Raw genomic sequence first — 21542 nt, 5'->3', positions numbered from 1 at the left:
CTTGCGCAGCAGCCCCAATAAGAGCGCTGCAGTGTGCCAGGCAGGTCCGGGGCTGTGTTTTGGGGCTGCTTCGCAGCCCAACGCGGGGCAAGCCCGCTCGCCACAGTTACAGTGTTCCTCCTTAACTGACCGGCATTTGGGCAAGCTCCTTCCCACATTTTGACCGCATTCAGGCAATGAGATCCTTGAGTCATTTCGGCATCCCCGCCATCATGCCTCCCCATCGCCAACCACCCACCGAGCCCGCCGTGCCTGATTCCTACGTTTTTTCTGAGCAAGTTGGCCACCTGTTGCGCAAGGCCTACCAGCGCCACCTGGCGATCTTTCAGCAGAATGTCGGCGACTCCCAGCTCACCGCCGTGCAGTTCGTCACCCTGTGTGCGTTGCGCGATCACGGTGCAAGTTCTCTCACCGAGCTGGTCAAGGCCACGGCCGTGGACCAGGCGACCATTCGCGGTATCGTCGAGCGGCTCAAGGCCAAGGAACTGATCACCCTGGAGCCCGACCCGCAGGACAAGCGCAAGGTAGTGGTCGACCTGTCCGCCGCCGGTGCCGAGTTGGTCGCGCAAACCACCCCCCGCGCCGCACAGATCAGCGAACTGACCATGAGCAACCTCAACCCCGCCGAACGGGTGGCGGTGCTGTTTCTGTTGCGCAAGATGATCGACGATCCCCAGGACTGATAGCCGCCTGGAGTCGTACCTATTGTGGCAAGCCCGCTCGCCACAGTGGATGTGCCGAGCCTTTTGGCATCGTTTTTGCTCTCTGTTGATGTAGCGGGCACTTCATCAGTCAAGTGTGTCGCGAGACCCCAGGTCCGCGACGCTTTTTTTTGACTGTTTAATGTAGTGTCTACTTCATCAATGGGCTTGGGCGAAGCAAATGATCAGCCAGCACATCACGGTAGCGCTTGAGGTCAACGGGCAAACCAGCGAAGTCAGCGCCATGGCGGATACGCCGCTGTTGCTGGTACTGCGCAATGACCTGCAACTCAACGGCCCCAAGTACGGCTGCGGCCTGGGCGAATGCGGTGCGTGCACCGTGATCATCGACGGCGTCGCTGCGCGCTCGTGTGTGTTTCCGCTGTCGGGCGCGGTGGGGCGTGAGATCGTCACCCTCGAAGGCCTCGGCACCCGCCAGGCGCTGCACCCGGTGCAGCAAGCGTTTATCGATGAACAGGCCGCGCAATGCGGCTACTGCCTCAACGGCATGATCATGACCACCAAGGCCTTGCTCGACCGCAACCCCAGCCCCAGCGAAGCCCAGGTGCGCCTTGAGCTGTCGGGCAACCTTTGCCGCTGCGGCACCCATATCGAAATCCTTCGCGCGGTGCTGCGTGCCGCGCGCCTGATGAACGTGGATTGATGACCATGACCGACACCCCGCTTTCCCGTGACCAGTGGCTGGCCAAAACTGGCGTTTTGTTGATCGTCGATGACGTGCTACCGCCTTCGGGGCCGGTGGCCAAGGGCGGTACGCCGAGCGTGAAGCCCAAGGAACTGGGGCTGTTTATCGCCGTCAACGATGACGGCCTGGTGTATGCGTTCAACGGCCATGTCGACCTGGGCACCGGCATCCGTACCGCGCTGGCGCAGATCGTCGCCGAGGAACTCGACCTGAGCATGGAGCAGGTGAAGATGGTGCTCGGCGACACCGAGCGTGTGCCGAACCAGGGCGCGACCATTGCCAGTGCCACGTTGCAGATTTCCGCGATCCCACTGCGTAACGCGGCGGCGCAAGCGCGGCGCTGCTTACTGGCGCGGGCGGCGGGGCGCTGGGGCGTGAGCACGGCCAGCCTCAAGGTGGAAGGTGGCGTGATTCACAGCGCCGACGGGCGTACCAGCACCTACGCGGAACTGGTCAGCGGCCAGCATCATCAGTTGCGCATCAGCGGCGATGCGCCTCTCAAGGCCACCCCGGATTACCGCCTGGTGGGCAAGGGCGCCGCGCGGGTGGACATCCCGGGCAAGGCCACCGGCGAACTGACTTATGTGCACGATATGCGCGTGCCCGGCATGCTCCACGGCCGGGTGATTCGCCCGCCGTATGCCGGGCTCGATTGCGGTGACTTTGTCGGCAACAGCCTGCTGCGCGTGGATGAAGACTCCATCGCGCATATCCCCGGTATCGTCGCGGTGGTGGTGATCGGTGATTTTGTCGGCGTGGTGGCGCTGCGCGAAGAGCAGGCGATCAAGGCCGCGCAGACGTTGCAGGTGCATTGGAAACCCTGGAACACCGCGCTGCCGGACATGAGCGATGTGGAGCAGGCCATCCGCGACAACCCACGGGTACGCCGCACGGTGCTCGACCAAGGCAATGTCGCCGCAGCCCTGGCCAATGCCAGCCAACGCATGCCGCGCACGTACCTGTGGCCGTACCAGATGCATGGCTCCATCGGCCCCTCCTGCGGGCTGGCCGACTACGCGCCGACAGGCAGTCGCGTGTGGTCCGGCAGCCAGAACCCGCACCTGCTGCGCGCCGACCTGGCGTGGTTGCTGGAGTGCGATGAGGCGCTGATCGACGTCATCCGCATGGAGGCTTCCGGCTGTTATGGCCGCAATTGCGCTGACGATGTGTGCGCCGACGCCTTGCTGCTGTCCCGCGCGGTGGGCAAGCCGGTGCGCGTACAGCTGAGCCGCGAACAGGAGCATCTGTGGGAGCCCAAGGGCACCGCGCAGTTGATGGAGGTGGACGGCGGCCTCAATGCCGACGGCAGCATCGCCGCCTACGACTTCGAAACCAGCTACCCCTCCAACGGGGCACCGACCCTGGCACTCCTGCTCACCGGCCGCGTCGAACCGGTGGCGGCGATGTTCGAGATGGGCGACCGCACTTCGATTCCGCCCTACGACATCGACAACCTGCGCGTGACCATCAACGACATGGCGCCCATCGTGCGCGCTTCGTGGATGCGCGGCGTGTCGGCGTTGCCCAACACCTTTGCCCACGAATCCTATATCGATGAACTGGCCTTCGCTGCCGGCGTCGACCCGGTGGAATACCGCCTGCGCTATCTCAAGGACGAGCGCGCCATCGACCTGGTGAAATCCACCGCCGAACGCGCCAACTGGTCACCGCGCACCGCGCCGATGCAAACCGCCAGTGACGATCACCTGTTGCGCGGTCGCGGCTTTGCCTACGCGCGTTACATCCACAGCAAGTTCCCCGGCTTCGGCGCGGCGTGGGCCGCCTGGGTGGCGGATGTGGCGATCGACAAACACACCGGCGATGTGTCGGTGACGCGGGTGGTGATCGGGCATGACTCGGGGATGATGATCAACCCGGCGGGCGTGCAGCATCAGATCCACGGCAATGTGATCCAGTCCACCAGCCGCGTGCTCAAAGAGCGTGTGACCTTCGAAGAGTCGACGGTAGCGAGCAAGGAGTGGGGCGGGTACCCGATCCTGACCTTCCCTGAGGTGCCGCAGATCGATGTGCTGATGATGCCGCGCCAGGACCAGCCGCCCATGGGCGCGGGTGAGTCGGCGTCGGTGCCCAGCGCGGCGGCGATTGCCAATGCGATCTACGACGCCACCGGGATTCGTTTTCGCGAACTGCCGATCACCCCGGAGCGGGTGCTGGCGGCGCTGAATGCCGGGGCCTCGGGTGAGCCGGCCAAATCGCCGGAAAAACGCCGCAAGTGGTGGTTCGGTGCGCTGTTCGCGACGTTGGGCGCGCTGCTGGCCACGGCCTGGCCATTTCACAATGAAATCGCGCCCATCGCGCCGCCCAGCGCCGGCACCTGGTCCAAGGCCACCCTGGAACGTGGACGCCTGCTGGCGGCGGTGGGTGATTGCGCGGTGTGCCATACGGCGCCGGGTGGTGCGACCAACGCGGGCGGGCTGGCGATGGAGACACCGTTCGGCACGCTGTACAGCAGCAATATCACCCCGGATGTAAACACCGGCATCGGCGCCTGGTCGTACCCGGCCTTTGAGCGGGCGATGCGCGATGGCATTGGCCGCGACGGGCGCAACCTGTACCCGGCGTTTCCCTACACGGCGTTTCGCAATATCAACGATGCGGATATGCAGGCGCTGTACGCCTACCTGATGTCCCAGGCGCCGGTCAGCCAGGCGCCGACGCCGAATGCCATGGTTTTTCCGTTCAATCTCCGGCCGCTGATGGCGGGGTGGAATGCCCTGAATCTGCGGCGCGGTGAAATCACTTTGCAGCCTGAACGTGGTGAGCAGTGGAATCGCGGCAATTATCTGGTGAACGGCTTGGGCCACTGCGCCGCGTGCCATTCGCCACGCAACCTGATGGGGGCCGAGAAGGGCGGCAAGGCGTTCCTGGCCGGCGGTACGGTCGATGGTTGGGAAGCGCCGGCGTTGACAGGGTTGTCCAAGGCGCCGACGCCGTGGACCGAGGACCAGCTATTCACTTACCTGAGCACCGGCTATTCCGATGCACACGGCGTAGCGGCAGGCCCGATGGGGCCGGTGGTGAGTGAGTTGTCGAAACTGCCCAAGGCGGATATCCGCGCCATGGCGGTGTACCTGGCGTCGCTGAAGGGCGAAGCCGTTGCGCAAGTACAGGTGGCGACCACGCTGCCAAATCCCAATGGCCGGCGCGTGTTCGAAGGGGCGTGCAAGGCCTGCCACGCCGACGGGCTGGGGCCGACGTTGTTCGGGGTGAGCCCGTCGCTGGCGACCAATACCAACGTGCACAGCGACCAGCCGGACAATTTGATCAAGGTAATCCTGCAAGGCATCAGCAATCCGGCGACCGAGGATCTGGGCTACATGCCGGGCTTCAAGGACAGTTTGTCGAATAGCCAGGTGGCGGATCTGGTGGCGTACCTGCGCGGGCGGTTTGCGCCGAATGCGCCGACGTGGAATGGGTTGGAACAGAAGGTTGCGCACCTGCGCGCCAACCCTGGCACTCATTAGTGTGGGAGGGGGGTGACGCCGCGTACCACCAGGTCGCTGATAAAGGCCAGCCAGTCCTGCTGCGGGGTCTTGTTCGACAGGTCTTCCCCGAGGAATGAGCTGAGGGTGTGGCGGTTGGAGTTATAGAAGTAGCACAGCGAGGCGATCATCAAGTACACGTGCTTGAGGTCGACATCCTCGCGGAACACGCCTTGGGCCTGGCCGGCTTCGATGATCGGGCGCAGCACGCCGACCGCTTCCCCCGACAGCCTGCGCAGTTCGCCGGACTGCTTGGCGTGCTTGCCCTGGTGCAGGTTCTCGATGCTCAGGATCGCCACGAACTCCGGGTGCTTGACGTAGTAGGTCCAGATAAACGCGACCAGCTCGCGCAGGGCCTGCACCGGCGCAGCCAGGTCCAGTTTGAGTTTGCTTTCGGCCCTGTTGAACTGCTCGTAGGTGTGTTCCAGCACGCAGACGAACAGGTGTTCCTTGCTGCCGAAATAGTAATAGAGCATACGGTCGTTGGAGTCGGCCTCCTTGGAAATGGTGTCGACGCGCCCCCCGGAATAGCCGTCGCGGGTGAACACCTTGACCGCCGCCTGCAAGATGCGCGAACGCGTCTGGTCGGCCTGTTGGGCACGAATTCCGGTCTTCTTGATCGCCATGTCAAAACGCCTTGCAGGACAGTTTGGGCGCGAAATATAGCATGGGCTTTTTCCGCTCCGTTCTATGACCGACAGGTTCTGTAATAAAAACGCCATTGCGCTGGGGATTAAATTTAGGCCGGGCTATTTTGGTGCATCTCAATAACTAGAGTAGCCATGGATGAAATACCAACCCTTCAGCCACACATTAATTGCCACCGCCTTGGTGCTGACGGTCAGCGGCGTGCAAGCCGCTTCCCAGGCGCCGGTGGCCGGTGAAAATGGCATGGTGGTGACCGCCCAGCATTTGGCCACGCATGTCGGCGTGGATGTACTCAAGGCCGGCGGTAATGCGGTCGATGCCGCGGTGGCGGTCGGCTACGCGCTGGCAGTGGTGTACCCGGCGGCAGGGAACCTGGGCGGCGGCGGGTTCATGACCGTGCAACTGGCGGACGGGCGCAAGACCTTCCTCGACTTCCGCGAAAAAGCCCCGTTGGCAGCCACCGCTGACATGTACCTGGACAAGGCCGGCAATGTTGTCGAAGGCCTGAGTGCCAAGGGCCACCTGGCCGTCGGCGTGCCCGGCACCGTGTCCGGCATGGAGCTGGCCCTGAGCAAGTACGGCACCCTCAAGCGCGCCCAGGTGATTGCCCCGGCGATCAAGCTGGCGGAAAACGGCTTTGCCCTGGAGCAGGGGGATATCGACCTGCTGCACACCGCCACCGGCGAGTTCGAAAAAGACAAGGACATGCGCGGGATTTTCCTGCACAACGGCCAGCCGATGCAGGTCGGCCAGAAGCTGGTGCAGAAAGACCTGGCCAAGACCCTGAAGGAAATCTCCGCCAAGGGCACCGACGGTTTCTATAAAGGTTGGGTCGCCAAGGCCCTGGTGGACTCCAGCCAAGCCGGCAAGGGCATCATCACCCAGGCCGACCTCGACAAATACAAGACCCGCGAACTGGCGCCCATCGAGTGCGATTACCGTGGCTACCACGTGGTCTCGGCACCGCCGCCAAGCTCGGGCGGTGTGGTGATCTGCCAGATCATGAACATCCTCGAAGGCTACCCGATGGCCGACCTGGGCTATCACTCGGCCCAGGGCCTGCACTACCAGATCGAAGCCATGCGCCACGCCTACGTGGACCGTAACAGCTACCTGGGCGATCCGGATTTCGTCAAGAACCCGATCGAGCATCTGCTGGACAAGAACTACGCGGCCAAACTGCGTGACGCCATCGAGCCGCACAAGGCCGGGGATTCCCAGGCGATCAAGCCGGGCGTGTCGCCCCACGAGGGCAACAACACCACTCACTATTCCATCGTCGACAAGTGGGGCAACGCGGTCTCGGTGACCTACACCCTCAACGACTGGTTCGGTGCAGGGGTGATGGCCAGCAAGACCGGGGTGATTCTCAACGATGAAATGGACGACTTCACCGTCAAGGTCGGCGTGCCGAACATGTACGGCCTGGTCCAGGGTGAAGCCAACGCCATCGCACCGGGCAAGGCGCCGCTGTCGTCGATGAGCCCGACCATCGTGACCAAGGACGGCAAGGCCGTGATGGTCGTGGGTACGCCGGGCGGCAGCCGCATTATTACCGCCACCTTGCTGACCATCCTGAATGTCATCGACTACAAGATGAACATCCAGGAAGCCGTGGACGCGCCGCGTTTCCACCAGCAGTGGATGCCGGAAACCACCAACCTTGAGACCTTCGCCGTCAGCCCGGACACCCAGAAGATTCTGGAAAGCTGGGGTCATAAGTTTGCCGGGCCGCAGGACGCCAACCACTTGGCGGCGATCCTGGTGGGCGCCCCCTCCCTGGACGGTAAACCGGTGGGCAGCAACCGCTTCTATGGCGCGAATGACCCGCGTCGTAATACCGGCCTGTCGCTGGGCTACTAAAGCCTGACACGGTCAAAAATGTGGGAGGGGGCTTGCCCTAATGCCAGTCAGTTAAGGAGGAACACTGTAACTGTGGCGAGCGGGCTTGCCCCGCGTTGGGCTGCGAAGCAGCCCCAATAAGAGCGCTGCAGTGTGCCAGGCAGGTCCGGGGCGCTGCTGCGCAGCCCAACGCGGGCGGTGCGACGATTCGACAAGCCCGCTCGCCACAGGTTACTGTTTGCCCGTTCTATCTCTTAACTGACTGGCATTCGGGCAAGCCCCCTCCCACAGTGAGGACAGTGTTATGGTTGAAGCAGGTGTTCCACTGCTGAAAACGCCGCCTGTTTGCGCGCTTCCCAATCCCCCCGAATCACCACAACCGCCTGTCGATGCTGCTGCATCCACGCCAGGCTGCCCTGGAAAAACGCCTGGCGGTCGGCCAGTTCCGGCTGGCAGCGTTGGCCATCGGCAGTCCATTCCACATCGTCCGGCGATAGCAGCAGGTGCAGGTCGTAGTGCCGCGCCAGCAGTTCGTCGTCCAGCCACGCCGGGTAGTCACCGAACAGGGTCTGGCTCCACAGTTTGTTGGTCAGCAGGTGCGTGTCGAGGACCAGCAGGTGCGGCTGCTGGGCGCGGGCGGCATCTTCCCAGGCCAGTTGGCCGTGGGCGATGGCCGGAATATCCGCCAGACTGGTGTCGCGCTGGTGGTGGTCCATGAAATCGCGCACGTATTCACGCACCATCAGCCCGCCGAAATGCGCGTGCAACTCGGCGGCCAGCCAGCTTTTACCGCTGGATTCGGGGCCGGCCAGTACCACCACCTTCATGGTTGCAACGCCGGGTCGGCGCGCCATTCACGCCAGCCTTGCACAGCGATCACGGTGAACAGTGCATAAAGGACGGCGGTGAGATAGAGGCCTTTGTAGAGGAACAGCCCGACGAAAATCACGTCCACGGCAATCCACAGCGGCCAGCATTGCACGCGTTTCTGCGCCATCCACAGTTGCGCCACCAGGCTGAAACCGGTGAGGGCGGCATCGAGCCAGGGTTGCGCGGCGTCGGTCCAGTGCGCCATCGCAGCGCCCAGCAGCAGGCTGCCGACCGCGCCGACCGCCAGGCTGGTCATGATCGCCGGCACTCCCAGGCTGGTGACCTGGCGGCCTTGCTTGACCTCGCCGGCGCGGGTCCACTGCCACCAGCCATAGACTTGCAAGGCGGCGTAGACCACCTGCAGCAGCATGTCGGAATAGAGTTTCACGTCATAGAACACCCAGGTGTACAGCAACACCATCACCAGGCCGATGGGCCAGCACCAGGGGTTTTGTTTGACCGTCAGCCAGACAGCGATCACCCCCAGGGCGGCGGCGAACAGTTCAAGCCCGGACATGGCGGTTCCTTGGGAAATGAGAGAGGGCGGGGATTGTAACCAGAGGTAAGCAATCTTCAAAACACTGGAGGGTAAATGTGGGAAGGGCTAGCCCCCTCCCACAGGTTGGACTGCGCTAGACCTTGAATTGGCGTAGCAGGCCGTCGAGCTGTTCGCTCAGCCCGCGCAAATGCACGCTGGCGACGCTGGATTGTTCCGCTGCCAATGCGGTGCTGTGGGACAAGCCGGCGGCCTGGGTGACGTTCTGGTTGATGTCTTCCACCACATGGGCCTGTTGCAGGGTGGCGCTGGCAATCGACGCGTTCAGGCCGTTGAGGTTGTGCAGGGCCTGGCCGATGGCTGTCAGGCTGGCACCGGCCTGGCCGGCTTGTTCGATGGTCAGTTGCGAGGCGCTGTGGCTGTCGCTGATCACCTTCACCGCCGCTTCCGAGTGGCCTTGTAGGCGCTCGATCATCGCCTGGATCTCGGCGGTGGATTTTTGCGTGCGCTGGGCCAGCAGGCGCACCTCGTCGGCCACCACGGCAAAACCACGGCCTTGTTCCCCGGCGCGCGCGGCTTCGATGGCGGCGTTCAGGGCCAGCAGGTTGGTCTGGTCGGCGATGGAGCGGATCACTTCCAACACGCCACCGATTTGCGTGCTTTCGCTGGACAGGGTGCGGATCACTTCCACCGCCTGGCTGATGGTGGTGGAGAGCTGATCGATCCGCTGCAGGCTGCCGTCGATATTGACCTGGCCTTGCTGCGCCTGGGCCTGGGCGTCGCGCATTTCGCTGGCGGCGTGTTCGGCGTTCTTGGCCACGTCCTGCACGCCGTAGGTGACCTCGTTGATGGCGGTGGCCACCAGTTCCATCTGCTGCGACTGCTGCTGGCTGCGGTCATGGGCCTGGCTGGCGTTGTTGCCCAGCTCCGTGGACGACTGGCCCAAGGCGTTGGCGCACGCCTGCAACTGGCTCACCACCTGGCGCAGCTTGGCGGTGAAGGTATTGAAGTGTTGGGCCAGCTGGGTGACTTCGTCGCGGCCATGGGTGTCGAGGCTGCGGGTCAGGTCGCTTTCGCCGCTGGCGATATTGCCCATGGCGTTTACCGCATCCTGCAAGGGGCGCACGATACTGCGGGCAATCAGCGACACCAGCAAGGCCATCACCAGCGCAATGCCCAGGCCGATAAATGAGGTTTTCCATACCTGGCCGTTGAACTCGGCCTGCACATCGTCCACGTACACGCCGGAGCCGATGATCCAGCCCCAGGGTTCGAACAGTTGGATATACGAGGTTTTCGCCACCGGCGCCTCGGCACCCGGTTTCGGCCAACGGTAATTGATGATGCCGGCGCCCTTGGCCTTGGCCAGGCTCACGAACTCGTTGAACACGGCAAACCCGTCGGGGTCGCGGATGGCCGAGAGGTTCTGGCCGTCCAGCTTGGGGTTGGCCGGGTGCATGATCATCACGGGCGTGAGGTCGTTGATCCAGAAATAGTCGTCGTGGTCATAGCGCAAGCCGCGCACCGCGCTCAGGGCTTGTTTTTGCGCGGCGTCGCGGGTCATCACGCCAGTGGTTTCGAGGCTGTGATAAAACGTCAGGATCCCGCTGGCGGTCTGGACCACGTGCTGGGTCTGTTGGCGCTTGGCCTGGTAGAGGTCGTCATGGATCTGCTTGAGCATCAATAAACCCAAGGCCAGCAGCATCAGCACGGCGACTATCAGGATCAGCCAGAGGCGTCGGCTGATCGACATATTGCGCAAACTGTTCATCGTCCTGTCACTCCGGGCTTTTTATAATTGTGGGCGTCGCATCGACTTTTACGCCTTGTCTGATAGGCTTTCGGCCTGAAATCGCAAAACCTGAGTGCTGCTTGATTTTCACAGAATTTTTGCAGTCCGGCGTTGACCATTATCAACACTGGGCCTTCAGTGTGCTCGTCGTCAGTGAACCATTAAAAAAGACTAACAAGGCATGCCACGGCGCATGACCTTTGGGGGAAACATGGATTTTTGGACCGCCATTCAGGCATTGATTCTTGGCGTAGTGGAGGGGCTTACGGAGTTCCTGCCGATCTCCAGTACCGGCCACCAGATTATCGTCGCCGACTTGCTCGACTTCGGCGGCGAGCGCGCCATGGCGTTCAACATCATCATCCAGCTGGGCGCCATCCTGGCGGTGGTATGGGAGTTCCGGCGCAAGATCCTCGATGTGGTCACCGGGTTGCCGACCCAGCGCAACGCCCAGCGCTTCACGATCAACCTGCTGATCGCGTTCCTGCCGGCTGTCGTGCTGGGGGTGATTTTTGCCGACCTGATCCACCACTACCTGTTCAACCCGATCACCGTGGCCACCGCGTTGGTGATCGGCGGCATCGTCATGCTGTGGGCCGAGCGCCGCGAGCATGAAGTGCACGCCGAAAGCGTCGATGACATCACCTGGAAAGATGCGCTCAAAGTCGGTTTTGCCCAGTGCCTGGCAATGATCCCGGGTACGTCGCGCTCCGGCTCGACCATCATCGGCGGCCTGCTGTTCGGCCTGTCGCGCAAGACCGCCACCGAGTTTTCGTTCTTCCTGGCCATGCCGACCATGGTCGGTGCGGCGGTGTACTCGGGCTACAAATACCGCGACCTGTTCCAGCCGGCGGACCTGCCGGTGTTTGCCATCGGTTTCGTCACCTCGTTCATCTTCGCGATGATTGCGGTCAAGGGCCTGCTCAAGTTCATTGCCAGCCACAGTTATGCGGCGTTTGCCTGGTACCGCATTGCGTTCGGCCTGCTGATCCTGGCGACGTGGCAATTCGGCTGGATCGACTGGGCTGCGGCCAAGGCATGATGGTTCAGCACCTGCGCCTGAAAGCGGCGATTTTTGTGCTGTTGTGCGCCGCGCCACTGGTGGGTTCGGTGTTGGTGTGGCTGCGCGGCGAAACCGTGCTTCCGTTGGCGGCCTACGGCGTGGTCAGCGTGCTGGCGTTCTTCCTGTATTGGAGCGACAAGCGCAAGGCCCGCACCGACAGCTGGCGCACCCCGGAGAACATCCTCCACGCCGTGGAACTGGCGGGCGGCTGGCCGGGAGCGTTGATTGCCCAGCAGGTGTTCCGGCATAAGACGCGCAAGGTCTCTTATCAGGTGCTGTTCTGGGTGATTGTGCTGTTGCACCAGGTGTTCTGGCTGGACCAGTTGTTCCTCGGCGGCACGCTACTGTCAGTTCTCTAGCAGCAAGCCGACCTGCGTGCGCTTGGGCAGTTTGCTCACCACCAACTGGTGGGAGCGCTGCAACAAGCCGCGCAGTTCCTCGGCGCCCAGCGGGTAGGGCGTGTTCATGATGATCCACTGCGCGCGTGCCAGGTACGGCGCCGGGTGGATGCCGGGACGGTCGACATGGCCGAGGAACAATTCCTTGTCGACCTTGAACGCCAGCGAATCACCGCGCAGGTTTTGCAGGGCGAACATCTTGTTGCCGGCTATCGAGAACACCCGCACGCCGCCCCATTTGTAGTCTTCCCGCGCGCCGGGCAGGCTCAGGCAGAACGTCGCGACTTGTGCTTCGGTCATCTTCATAGCGAGCGGTCTCCGCAGCTCTTAAAGCCTTCTTCCAGGTAATCGATCCAGGCGCGAATCGCCGGCAGTACGCCACGGCGATGCGGGTAGACGGCTTGCAGCCAGCCGCCCGGCAACGACCATTGCGGCAGCAGTTGCACCAACCGACCGTTGGCCAGCTCCTCTTCGCAGTACATCATCGGCAGCACGGTAAAGCCCAGGCCCATGACGGCGCTGGCCTTGCGCACGATGAAGTCGTCGATGCCCAGGCGGGCTTCCATCGCCAGATTGTGTGGGTTGCCCTGGGGGTCGAGGATGCGCTGATGCACCAGGCGATCCGCCTCCAGCGCACCGAGTATCGGCAGTTGCTTGAGATCGTCGAGGGTGTTCACCTGGCGACCGAGCATGAATGCGGGGCTGGCGACCAGCACGGTCTGGGCCTGGCGCAGGCGCTTGGTGACCAGCAGCGGGTCTTCATCACCGAGATCGCGCACTCGCAGTGCCACATCGATGCCCTCGGCGACCAGGTCGACGCGGCGGTTGACCAGGGTCATCTCCAGCTGTACCTGGGGGTTGGCGGCGAGAAAACCGGCGACCAGTTCCGGTAGGAAGTGCTGCGCCAGCCCCACCGGGCATGTGACCCGCAGCCGCCCGCGGGGTTCGCTGGACATGCTGGCGACGGCCTCGTCGGCCATTTCCGCCTCCAACAGCATCGCCTGGCAGTGGCGCAGGTAGCGTTCGCCGACGGCGGTGAGGGTCAGTTGCCGCGTGGTGCGTTGCAGCAGGCGCGCGCCGAGGCGTTCTTCCAGCTCGGCAATGCGCCGCGACAGACGTGACTTGGGAATGCCCAAAAGCCGTCCGGCCGCCGCGAAGCCGCCGGCTTCGACGACTTTGGCGAAATAGTAGAGGTCGTTGAGGTCTTGCATGGTCAGCCTATTGTCCTGTCAGTGGGACAAACTATCGCATTTCAGGCGTCTTATCGACTATTGATTTCATGCGTAGCATCACCACCATCTGATCGCCACTGTCGATCCCACCTCGGAGATCCACCATGAAACTATTGCACATCGATTCCAGCATCCTCGGCGACAACTCGGCGTCCCGTCAGCTCAGCGCTGGCGTAGTCAAGGCCTGGCAAGCGGCCGAGCCGGGTGTGGAAGTGACCTACCGTGACCTCGCCAGCGAAGGCATCAACCACTTCTCCGGCGCGACCCTGGGTGCCCTGGGCACCGCCGCCGAGCTGCGTGACGCCGCACAACAGCACGAGGCCGACCTGAGCGCCAAGACCCTGGCTGAATTCCTCGCCGCCGATGCCGTGGTATTGGCTGCGCCGATGTACAACTTCACCATTCCAACCCAATTGAAAGCCTGGATCGACCGCATCGCCGTCGCCGGCCAGACCTTCCGCTACACCGAAGCCGGCCCTGAAGGTCTGTGCGGCAACAAGAAAGTCATCATTGTTTCCACCTCCGGCGGCTTGCACGTTGGCCAGGCGACGGGTGTTGCCCACGAGGAATACCTGAAAGTGATGCTGGGCTTCCTCGGCATTACCGACATCGAATTCGTGCGCGCCCACGGCCTGGCCTACGGTGATGAAGTGCGCAGCAAATCCCTGAGCGACGCGAACGTACTCATCAACGAACAATTGTTCGCTGCTGCGTAAGGCGTGTGTAAATTTCGCCTCTGCTCGGTTTCAATCTGAAGCCGGGCGCCTAAACTCCGTATTCTGGTCGCCTTGAAACGACCGGCGTACGGAGTTTTTCCGTTTATCCGCTGTCATTACTTTGGCCCAGGTTATGCACACATGGGTTTATCACCCAGTGTGAGTAACTTGAACCATGGACTTCTCAGATCGATATGCCGCGGGTATTCAACGTGGTCGCGCAGCAAAGGTGGACATCCTCATGATGCGTCTTTGTGCTGTTATGGTTCTTTCCCTGCTCGGCGGCCTGATTTCAGTGCACGCCGCGCCGGCGCCGCACCCCCATTGGAGTGTGGGCTTCCATCGCATGACCTTTCTCGACCCGCTGGACCTGCAGCCGATGAAAGCGGTGGCGTTCTACCCCTCCACCGACGATGAACACAGCACGCAACTGGGTCCCTATCACGTCGCCGCTACCGAAGATTCCAAGATCGCCATTGGCCGCTTCCCGATGCTGATGCTGTCCCACGGCAACACCGGTACGCCGTTGGCGCTGCATGACCTGGCCACGTCGCTGGCGCGCAAAGGCTTTGTAGTGGTCGCGGTGCTGCATCCCGGCGATAACTACAAGGACCATAGCCGCCTGGGCACGGTAAGTAACCTGTACGGCCGGCCGATCCAGATTTCCGAAGCGATCACCGCCACCCTGGCCGACCCGATGCTATCGCCGTTCGTCAACGTCAATCAGGTAGGGGTTATCGGCTATTCGGCCGGTGGTGAAACCGCGTTGATCCTGGCGGGTGCCAAGCCGGACTTCGACCGCCTGCGCCGCTATTGCCAGGAACGCCCCGAAGATCGCGATGCCTGCACCACCAACGGCGAACTGGTGGTGGACCGTGACGACCTGCAGCCGCAATCCGACCCGCGTATTCATTCCTTGATGTTGATGGCGCCATTGAGCCTGATGTTCGGTCGCCACACCCTCGCCGACGTGCATGTGCCGGTGCTGCTCTACAGCGGCGACGGCGACAAGCTGGTGGCGGTAGACAAGAACGCTGCCGCCCTGGCGCGCAAGCTGCCGGAGCCGCCGGACTTCAAGCTGCTGGCGGGGGCAGGGCACTTCGTGTTCATGGCGCCGTGTGACAGCGACCAACTGGCCGCGATGCCGGCCATCTGCACCGATGCCGACGGTGTCGACCGTGAGGGCATCCACCGCGACCTGATCTCCGAGGCCGGGCGTTTTTTCACCCACACCCTCGGCCAATCTACCCGCGCCGGCTTGCAGACCGCTGATCAGTAAGCGCGGCGCTTGAGCAGCAAGGTCACGCCCAACGCAGTGACCGACAACAGCGCCGCACAGAAGAAAATCCAGCTGTAACCCAGGTTCAACGCCACGGCACCCATCAACGGCCCTGCAATCGCCAGCGCGAGGTCGAAAAACACCGCATACGCACTCAGGCCTGCACCGCGGCTGCTGTTGGGCACCTGCTTGATGGCTTCCACGCCCAGCGCCGGGTACACCAGCGACAAACCAAAGCCGGTCAGCCCTGCACCGATCAAGGCCACGCCGGTGGACGGCGCCAGCCACAGCAGCGTCAGGCCCAGGGTTTCGATGATCATGCACGCAATCGCCGCCCTGAAGCCGCCAAAGCGGCTGATCGCCGAGATGAACACCAGTCGCGAGACGATAAAACACACGCCAAACACCGTGAGGCAGTACGCCGCGCCGACCCAGCCGCGATTGAGGTAATACAGGGTGATAAAGGTGGTCAGGGTGCCGTAGCCGATGGACGCCAGACACAGGCTGGCACCAAACGGTGCGATGCGCCCGAACACCGCCCAGAACGGCAGGCGCTCGCCGCGCACCACCGGCACCGAGGGCTTATTGCGGATCAGCACCAGGCCCAGCGCCGCCAATACCGACAGCGCGATACCCAGGCTGGTGTAGCCATATTCGGCGACCATCACCACCCCCAGCGGCGCGCCAATCGCGATGGCGCCGTAGGAGGCAATGCCATTCCACGAAATCGACCGCGCCGTGTGCTCCGCCCCGACCTGGCCCATGCACCAACTGATGGTGCCCACGCCGATCAGGCCTTGGGCTACGCCCAGCAACAGCCGGCCGACGATCAGGATCCCCAGGCTCAGGCTGGGCAGGCTGTCCACCAGGGTGGCGAAGAACGTCAACACACCGCTGATCAGGATGCCGGCCAGCCCCAGCACAATCGCGCGCTTGGTGCCGACGTTGTCGGACATGCGCCCGGCCATGGGACGGCTGAGCAGGGTTGCGAGGTACTGCGAACCGATGGTGACCCCGGCCACTACCGCGCTGAAGCCCAGTTGCTCATGTACATAGCCTGGGATTACCGCAATCGGCAGGCCGATGCAGATAAAGGCGATGAAGGTGTAGAAGACGATGGAGACGATCTGCAGGGTGATCGACAGGGAGGAGGGGGCGGCGTTGGACATGGGCACTCGTTCGCGGGCGGGCGGTGAACGCATCATGGCAAGGGCTTGGGGGAAAAGGAAGCAGCCTAACTATTTTGGCTGAGAAACCGGCTTACTGTGGCGAGCGCACTTTTGTGGCGAGCGGGCTTGTTGTGGCGAGCGGGCTTGCCCCGCGCTGGGCTGCGCAGCAGCCCTGAAAACGAACACCGCGTTTTGCCTGGCAGAATGCGGTGTTTTTTATTGGGGCCGCTGCGCAGCCCAGCGCGGGGCAAGCCCGCTCGCCACAACAAGCCCGCTCACCACAACAAGCATGCCCGCCACAACAAGCATGCTCCCAGGGTTTCAGGTCGCTATTGTTAGAACACCACGCCTTGGCTGCGCAGGTAGTCGTCGTAGGTGCCGCTGAAGTCGATCACGCCGTTGGCGCTCAACTCGATGATGCGGGTGGCCAGGGACGATACGAACTCACGGTCATGGCTGACGAAGATCAGCGTGCCCGGGTAGTTCTCCAGCGCCAGGTTCAGTGCCTCGATGGATTCCATGTCCAAGTGGTTGGTCGGTTCGTCCATGATCAGCACGTTCGGCTTTTGCAGGATCAGCTTGCCGAACAGCATGCGGCCTTGCTCACCACCGGAGATCACCTTGACTGACTTGAGGATCTCGTCGTTGGAGAACAGCATGCGGCCCAGGGTGCCACGGATCACTTGCTCGCCTTGGGTCCACTGGCCCATCCAGTCGAACAGGCTCATGTCGTTTTCGAAGTCACTCGCGTGATCCTGGGCGTAGTAGCCCAGTTCAGCGGCGTCGGTCCACTTGATGCTGCCGGCATCCGGGGTCAGTTCGTTGACCAGGGTGCGCAGCAGGGTGGTCTTGCCGATACCGTTCGGGCCGATGATCGCCACGCGCTCGCCGGCTTCAACCTGGAAGCTGAAGTCCTTGAACAGCGGCTTGCCGTCGAAGCCTTTGGCCATGCGCTCGACGATGACCGCCTGGCGGTGCAGCTTTTTGGTTTGTTCGAAACGGATGAACGGGCTCACGCGGCTCGAAGGCTTGACCTCGGCCAGCTGGATCTTGTCGATCGCCTTGGCACGGGAAGTCGCCTGCTTGGCTTTCGAGGCGTTGGCCGAGAAGCGACTGACGAAGGATTGCAGCTCGGAGATCTGCGCTTTCTTCTTGGCGTTGTCCGACAGCAGTTGCTCGCGGGACTGGGTCGCCACGGTCATGTACTCGTCGTAGTTGCCCGGGAACAGGCGCAGCTCGCCGTAGTCCAGGTCAGCCATGTGGGTGCACACGCTGTTCAGGAAGTGACGGTCGTGAGAGATGATGATCATCAGGCTGGAGCGCTGGGTCAGGATGTTTTCCAGCCAGCGGATGGTGTTGATGTCCAGGTGGTTGGTCGGTTCGTCGAGCAACAGCACTTCCGGATCCGAGAACAGCGCCTGGGCCAGCAACACACGCAGCTTCCAGCCTGGGGACACTTCGCTCATCGGGCCGAAGTGCTGTTCCAGGGGAATACCCAGGCCCAGCAGCAGTTCACCGGCGCGGGATTCGGCGGTGTAGCCGTCCATCTCGGCGAACTCGGTTTCCAGCTCGGCCACGGCCATGCCGTCGTCTTCGCTCATTTCCGGCAGCGAGTAGATACGGTCGCGCTCGGCCTTGACCTTCCACAGCTCCTCGTGACCCATGATCACGGTGTCGAGCACGGTGAATTCTTCGTAGGCGAACTGGTCCTGGCGCAGTTTACCCAGGCGCACATTCGGCTCCAGCATGACCTGGCCGCCGGACGGATCGAGGTCGCCGCCGAGGATTTTCATGAAGGTCGACTTGCCGCAACCGTTGGCACCGATCAGACCATACCGGTTGCCGGCGCCGAACTTGACCGAGACGTTCTCAAAGAGCGGCTTGGCGCCGAACTGCATGGTGATGTTAGCTGTGGAGATCAATTACTTTACCTATCAATGGGTTGCGAGCGTGGCGGCAGGAGCCTTCAGGCATGCATCAACAGCGACATCAAGGCGCGAAACCCGGTCGCTGAGCAAAAAATGGGGGATGTGTGTTGGAATTTGGCGCGCATTGTCGCATATGTCAGGCGACAGTTGTATGGCAGCCGACGACGGATGTTCAGAGCCTTCAACCTCGAGTGGCGCATGGTCACCCCAAGGTGGCGGGTTGTTCAGAATGGAGAGCGGACCGTATGATCGCAACGCGCCCCCTATGTGGGCGCCGAGACTCACACCCCTTGAAGGACATGAGCATGGAAAAGCACTTCGGTAATTCAGGCCTGTTCAAGGCTGCTTCGTATCACTGCAACGAACTCCTGGGCCGCGGCATCGCTGGCTGGGAGCTGAAAAATATTGCGTTGAATACGAAGGAGTTTTTGATATGTCCAAAGAACTACTCGGAGTTTCTGCTCTAGGGTTGATGGTGCTCGGCGAGTTTTGTGCGATCTACAGTGAGGTGGTGACCGCCAAGCTTGCCCACACAGGAAATGGTTCATGGGAAGGGTTCGTGATTCCCGTTGTGCTGATGTGTTTTGCAGGGCTTTGTCTGCTGGGTGCGTATTGGTTGGGGTACGTGGCTGTCGGTGATATCTGGATCGTCACCGTGGTCTCCGTCACCTCGTTGTTGCTGCTTGAGCCGGTGGTGGTCTGGTCGCTGTTTCATGAGGCACCAGGACGAGGCGCACTTATCGGGTTCGTCTTGGGCGCCTTGGGAATGCTGTCCACTGTACTGCTTTAACTTAGCCCTCTGGCCCGGCAATCAAACGCTGGGTCAGCTCACCGAAGATCGCTATTAGACGGGTAGAGCCGCCCGAACAGGCGCAGCTCAGCGGCGGTTGAGCGCTGGTTGTGTCGCTTATATCAGGCGGCAGAGGCATGGGGCGCGAAGATGGGCTTCGCCAGCGTCTCCGGCATCGCCAGCCATAACAGCGCCAACGCGACGCCAGCCACACCGGCCAGGGTGAGGAACGCTGCGTTGTAGCCCGCCTGTTGCACCACGAAGCCGGCCAGGCTGTTGCTCAGTGCCGCGCCCAAGCCAAACACCGTGGACAGCGCGCCCAGGCTGACATTGAAACGCCCGGTGCCCTGGGTCAGGTCCTTGACGATCACCGGGAACAGCGCACCGAAGATCCCCGCGCCGATACCGTCGAGCATTTGCACCGCCACCAGCCAATAGGGGTCACTGGACAAGGTATAGAGCACGCCACGCAGTGGCAGAATCAAGAAGCCGAACAGCAACAGCGGCTTGCGCCCCCACACGTCGGCCTTGCTGCCGACCAGCCAGGCCATCGGCACCATCACCAATTGCGCGGCGACGATGCAGGCCGAGGTCAGTGGGGTGGCCATCTGCAGGTTGATCTGCGAGAGCTTCTGGCTGACCAGTGGCAGCATCGCAGCATTGGCCAGGTGGAACAGCGCGCAGCAAATGGCGAACAGCAGCAGTGGTCGGTTACCCAGCAGCACCTTCATACCGGACGGTGGTTCGTGGTCGGTGATGTGGGCCGGGTCGAAGCCGCGGGCGACTTCGTGGTCGATAGCCTTGGCCGACACGCAACTGACCGCCACGACACTGGCCACCGCCATAAAGGCCATCAGGTAGAACACCACCACCGGACCAAACAGATACGCCAGGCCACCGGCCAGCAGCGCAGCCACGGCGTTGCCGGCGTGATTGAAGGTTTCATTGCGCCCGGTGCGGCGGGTAAAGGCCCGCGGCCCGGTGATCCCCAGGGAAATCGCGGAAATCGCCGGGGCAAACACGGACGCGGCGACGGCACTGGCGGCCTGGGTCAAGGCGACCAGGCTGAATGAGCTGACGAAGGGCAGCAGCAGGCAACTGCCGGTCACCAGCAGGGCAGCGATCGCAATCACGGCGCGCTTGCTGCGCGTGCGATCGATCAGTGCGCCCGCCGGGCCCTGAGTGATCAGCGCGGCAATGCCCGCCAGGGTCATGACCACGCCGATACTGGCCGGGTCCCACTTGTGTACGGCCAGCAGGTAGATGGCCAGGTACGGGCCGAGGCCGTCGCGCACATCCGCCAGGAAGAAATTCAGGCTGTCCAGGGACAAGGTATTACGCAGGTCGGCGTGTCTGGCCACGATCAGGACTTCGAAGGGGGCATTCAAGGGCTGAACACTCATTGCGCTAATGACCTGCGCGCATTGCATTTAGTTTCGCCTGCTGCTTGGGGTTTTATTCTGCGGATAGGTGGCTTATTTTCGCTGCTCCGCCGTATGACTTATCTGGAGACGCAATGGACATGCCCTCAGCTCAACAGGCGATTGCCTGCAACAAGGACGCCTGGGACCAATCCGCCGACTTGCACAAAACCACCGAGACTTGGAGCGCACTGCTTAGCGGAGTCCGCAAACCTGATTTTTCGTGCCTGGACCCCACCATTACCGGCTTGTTGCAGGACATCGGTGTCGCTGGCAAGGATGTGGTGCAACTGTGTTGCAACAACGGTCGCGAAAGCCTGTCGCTGTTCGCCCTGGGCGCGCGTTCGGTAGTGGGAGTGGACCAGTCCCGGGCGTTTCTCCAGCAGGCGCGTGAGCTGGCCGATGTGTCGCCCCATGATCCCGAATTTATCGAGAGCGACATCCATCATCTGCCGCAACGCTTGCACGCGCGATTCGATATCGCCCTGGTGACCATCGGTGTACTCGGCTGGATGCCGGATGTGGCGCTGTTCATGCGCCATGTCGCCAGCACGTTGAAGCCCGGCGGTACGCTGGTGATGTATGAAACCCATCCATTCCTGGAGGTGTTCGATCCCAAGGCGCCAAACCCGCTGCTGCCTGCCAGTTCGTATTTCCAGCGTGAGCCCTTTGTGTTGCAGGAGTCGATTGTCTACGAAGGCCAGGGCGACGTGGCCGGGCCGACCTCCTATTGGTATGTGCACACGTTGGGGGATGTGGTGAGCTCAGCGATTTGCGCAGACTTGCAGATCAGCCACTTGCAGGAGTATGCGCACTCCAACCGCGAAGAACTGTACGACCAGTACGAGCACCAGCCTGCTCAGTTGCCCTTGTGCTTTACCTTGGCCGCCACCAAACCTTGCGTTTAAGTGGAATGCTGTCGGCAAAAAAAAGCCCGCGAGGGGAGGCGGGCCAAGGGATTCACTGGAGTAGGTCTCACCCTATAGCG

At 62.3% G+C, this 21542-nt stretch carries 20 protein-coding genes; 11 read left to right on the top strand and 9 right to left on the bottom strand.

From position 1 onward, the window contains the following. Positions 1–248: 248 nt before the first annotated feature. The 3 genes from FIV39_RS20870 to FIV39_RS20860 all read left to right on the top strand — a co-directional run bounded on the left by FIV39_RS20870 (position 249) and on the right by FIV39_RS20860 (position 4892). Positions 249–683 carry a MarR family winged helix-turn-helix transcriptional regulator gene (locus FIV39_RS20870; RefSeq protein WP_090410013.1) on the top strand — a complete coding sequence of 145 codons (435 nt, stop codon included), beginning with the start codon at positions 249–251 and terminating at the stop codon, positions 681–683. Positions 684–882: 199 nt separating this feature from the next. Beyond that, positions 883–1365, top strand: a complete 483-nt coding sequence (locus FIV39_RS20865) for a (2Fe-2S)-binding protein (RefSeq protein WP_090404870.1) — start codon at positions 883–885, stop codon at positions 1363–1365. A gap of 5 nt (positions 1366–1370) precedes the next feature. Further along, complete coding sequence (locus FIV39_RS20860) at positions 1371–4892, top strand: molybdopterin cofactor-binding domain-containing protein (RefSeq protein ID WP_090410010.1); 3522 nt, start codon at positions 1371–1373, stop codon at positions 4890–4892. Here FIV39_RS20860 and FIV39_RS20855 read toward each other — a convergent pair. Further along, on the bottom strand, positions 4889–5536 hold the full coding sequence (locus FIV39_RS20855; RefSeq protein WP_090404867.1) for a TetR/AcrR family transcriptional regulator: 648 nt from the start codon (positions 5534–5536) through the stop codon (positions 4889–4891). The genes FIV39_RS20860 and FIV39_RS20855 overlap by 4 nt on opposite strands. A gap of 160 nt (positions 5537–5696) precedes the next feature. On the opposite strand from FIV39_RS20855, the gene ggt reads away from it, so the two are divergent. Next, entirely contained in the window at positions 5697–7421 is a 1725-nt protein-coding gene (ggt, locus tag FIV39_RS20850; RefSeq protein ID WP_090404864.1) for a gamma-glutamyltransferase, read from the top strand. Positions 7422–7702: 281 nt separating this feature from the next. On the opposite strand, the gene FIV39_RS20845 is transcribed toward ggt, so the two are convergent. From FIV39_RS20845 to FIV39_RS20835, 3 genes are all read right to left on the bottom strand, one after another. Then, positions 7703–8227 carry an AAA family ATPase gene (locus FIV39_RS20845; RefSeq protein ID WP_090404860.1) on the bottom strand — a complete coding sequence of 175 codons (525 nt, stop codon included), beginning with the start codon at positions 8225–8227 and terminating at the stop codon, positions 7703–7705. Next, the gene (gene pnuC, locus FIV39_RS20840; RefSeq protein ID WP_090404858.1) at positions 8224–8787 is read right to left on the bottom strand and encodes a nicotinamide riboside transporter PnuC; all 564 of its coding nucleotides are present in this window, start codon (positions 8785–8787) and stop codon (positions 8224–8226) included. The genes FIV39_RS20845 and pnuC overlap by 4 nt, the downstream gene beginning before the upstream one ends. A gap of 115 nt (positions 8788–8902) precedes the next feature. Beyond that, the gene (locus tag FIV39_RS20835; protein ID WP_090404854.1) at positions 8903–10537 is read right to left on the bottom strand and encodes a methyl-accepting chemotaxis protein; all 1635 of its coding nucleotides are present in this window, start codon (positions 10535–10537) and stop codon (positions 8903–8905) included. A 232-nt stretch (positions 10538–10769) separates the two neighbouring features. Between FIV39_RS20835 and FIV39_RS20830 the strand changes: the two genes are divergently transcribed. Both FIV39_RS20830 and FIV39_RS20825 read left to right on the top strand, forming a co-directional pair. Next, complete coding sequence (locus FIV39_RS20830) at positions 10770–11600, top strand: undecaprenyl-diphosphate phosphatase (protein WP_090404851.1); 831 nt, start codon at positions 10770–10772, stop codon at positions 11598–11600. Further along, a complete protein-coding gene (locus FIV39_RS20825; RefSeq protein WP_090404848.1) occupies positions 11597–11980 on the top strand; it encodes a DUF1294 domain-containing protein in 384 nt (127 codons plus the stop codon). The genes FIV39_RS20830 and FIV39_RS20825 overlap by 4 nt, the downstream gene beginning before the upstream one ends. Here the strand turns inward: FIV39_RS20825 and FIV39_RS20820 are convergent. After that, positions 11969–12325, bottom strand: a complete 357-nt coding sequence (locus tag FIV39_RS20820; RefSeq protein WP_090404843.1) for an MmcQ/YjbR family DNA-binding protein — start codon at positions 12323–12325, stop codon at positions 11969–11971. The genes FIV39_RS20825 and FIV39_RS20820 overlap by 12 nt on opposite strands. Continuing rightward, complete coding sequence (locus FIV39_RS20815) at positions 12322–13230, bottom strand: LysR substrate-binding domain-containing protein (protein WP_090404840.1); 909 nt, start codon at positions 13228–13230, stop codon at positions 12322–12324. Before FIV39_RS20815 ends, FIV39_RS20820 begins: the two co-directional genes overlap by 4 nt. Before the next feature lie 125 nt (positions 13231–13355). Here FIV39_RS20815 and FIV39_RS20810 point away from each other — a divergent pair, with 125 nt between their 5' ends. Next, entirely contained in the window at positions 13356–13967 is a 612-nt protein-coding gene (locus FIV39_RS20810) for an FMN-dependent NADH-azoreductase (protein ID WP_090404835.1), read from the top strand. A 241-nt stretch (positions 13968–14208) separates the two neighbouring features. Then, complete coding sequence (locus FIV39_RS20805) at positions 14209–15246, top strand: alpha/beta hydrolase family protein (RefSeq protein ID WP_090404832.1); 1038 nt, start codon at positions 14209–14211, stop codon at positions 15244–15246. Here FIV39_RS20805 and FIV39_RS20800 read toward each other — a convergent pair. Further along, positions 15240–16415, bottom strand: coding sequence for an MFS transporter (locus FIV39_RS20800; protein ID WP_090404829.1), 1176 nt, complete (start codon positions 16413–16415; stop codon positions 15240–15242). The genes FIV39_RS20805 and FIV39_RS20800 overlap by 7 nt on opposite strands. 335 nt (positions 16416–16750) lie before the next feature. Further along, the gene (locus tag FIV39_RS20795) at positions 16751–18337 is read right to left on the bottom strand and encodes an ABC-F family ATPase (protein WP_074846575.1); all 1587 of its coding nucleotides are present in this window, start codon (positions 18335–18337) and stop codon (positions 16751–16753) included. 311 nt (positions 18338–18648) lie between these two features. Here FIV39_RS20795 and FIV39_RS33065 point away from each other — a divergent pair, with 311 nt between their 5' ends. After that, positions 18649–18810: a hypothetical protein gene (locus tag FIV39_RS33065; RefSeq protein WP_167361116.1), complete on the top strand. Its 162-nt coding sequence runs from the start codon at positions 18649–18651 to the stop codon at positions 18808–18810. Positions 18811–18815: 5 nt separating this feature from the next. After that, positions 18816–19133 carry a hypothetical protein gene (locus tag FIV39_RS20790; RefSeq protein WP_167361150.1) on the top strand — a complete coding sequence of 106 codons (318 nt, stop codon included), beginning with the start codon at positions 18816–18818 and terminating at the stop codon, positions 19131–19133. A gap of 122 nt (positions 19134–19255) precedes the next feature. On the opposite strand, the gene FIV39_RS20785 is transcribed toward FIV39_RS20790, so the two are convergent. Further along, positions 19256–20494, bottom strand: a complete 1239-nt coding sequence (locus tag FIV39_RS20785) for an MFS transporter (protein WP_090410008.1) — start codon at positions 20492–20494, stop codon at positions 19256–19258. A 155-nt stretch (positions 20495–20649) separates the two neighbouring features. On the opposite strand from FIV39_RS20785, the gene FIV39_RS20780 reads away from it, so the two are divergent. Beyond that, complete coding sequence (locus FIV39_RS20780; RefSeq protein WP_090404818.1) at positions 20650–21462, top strand: class I SAM-dependent methyltransferase; 813 nt, start codon at positions 20650–20652, stop codon at positions 21460–21462. Positions 21463–21542: the final 80 nt, after the last annotated feature.

The sequence above is a fragment of the Pseudomonas grimontii genome, from assembly GCF_007858185.1.
GTDB classification, from domain to species: Bacteria; Pseudomonadota; Gammaproteobacteria; order Pseudomonadales; family Pseudomonadaceae; genus Aquipseudomonas; species Aquipseudomonas grimontii.
This window is presented reverse-complemented; position numbering and strand designations above follow the sequence as displayed.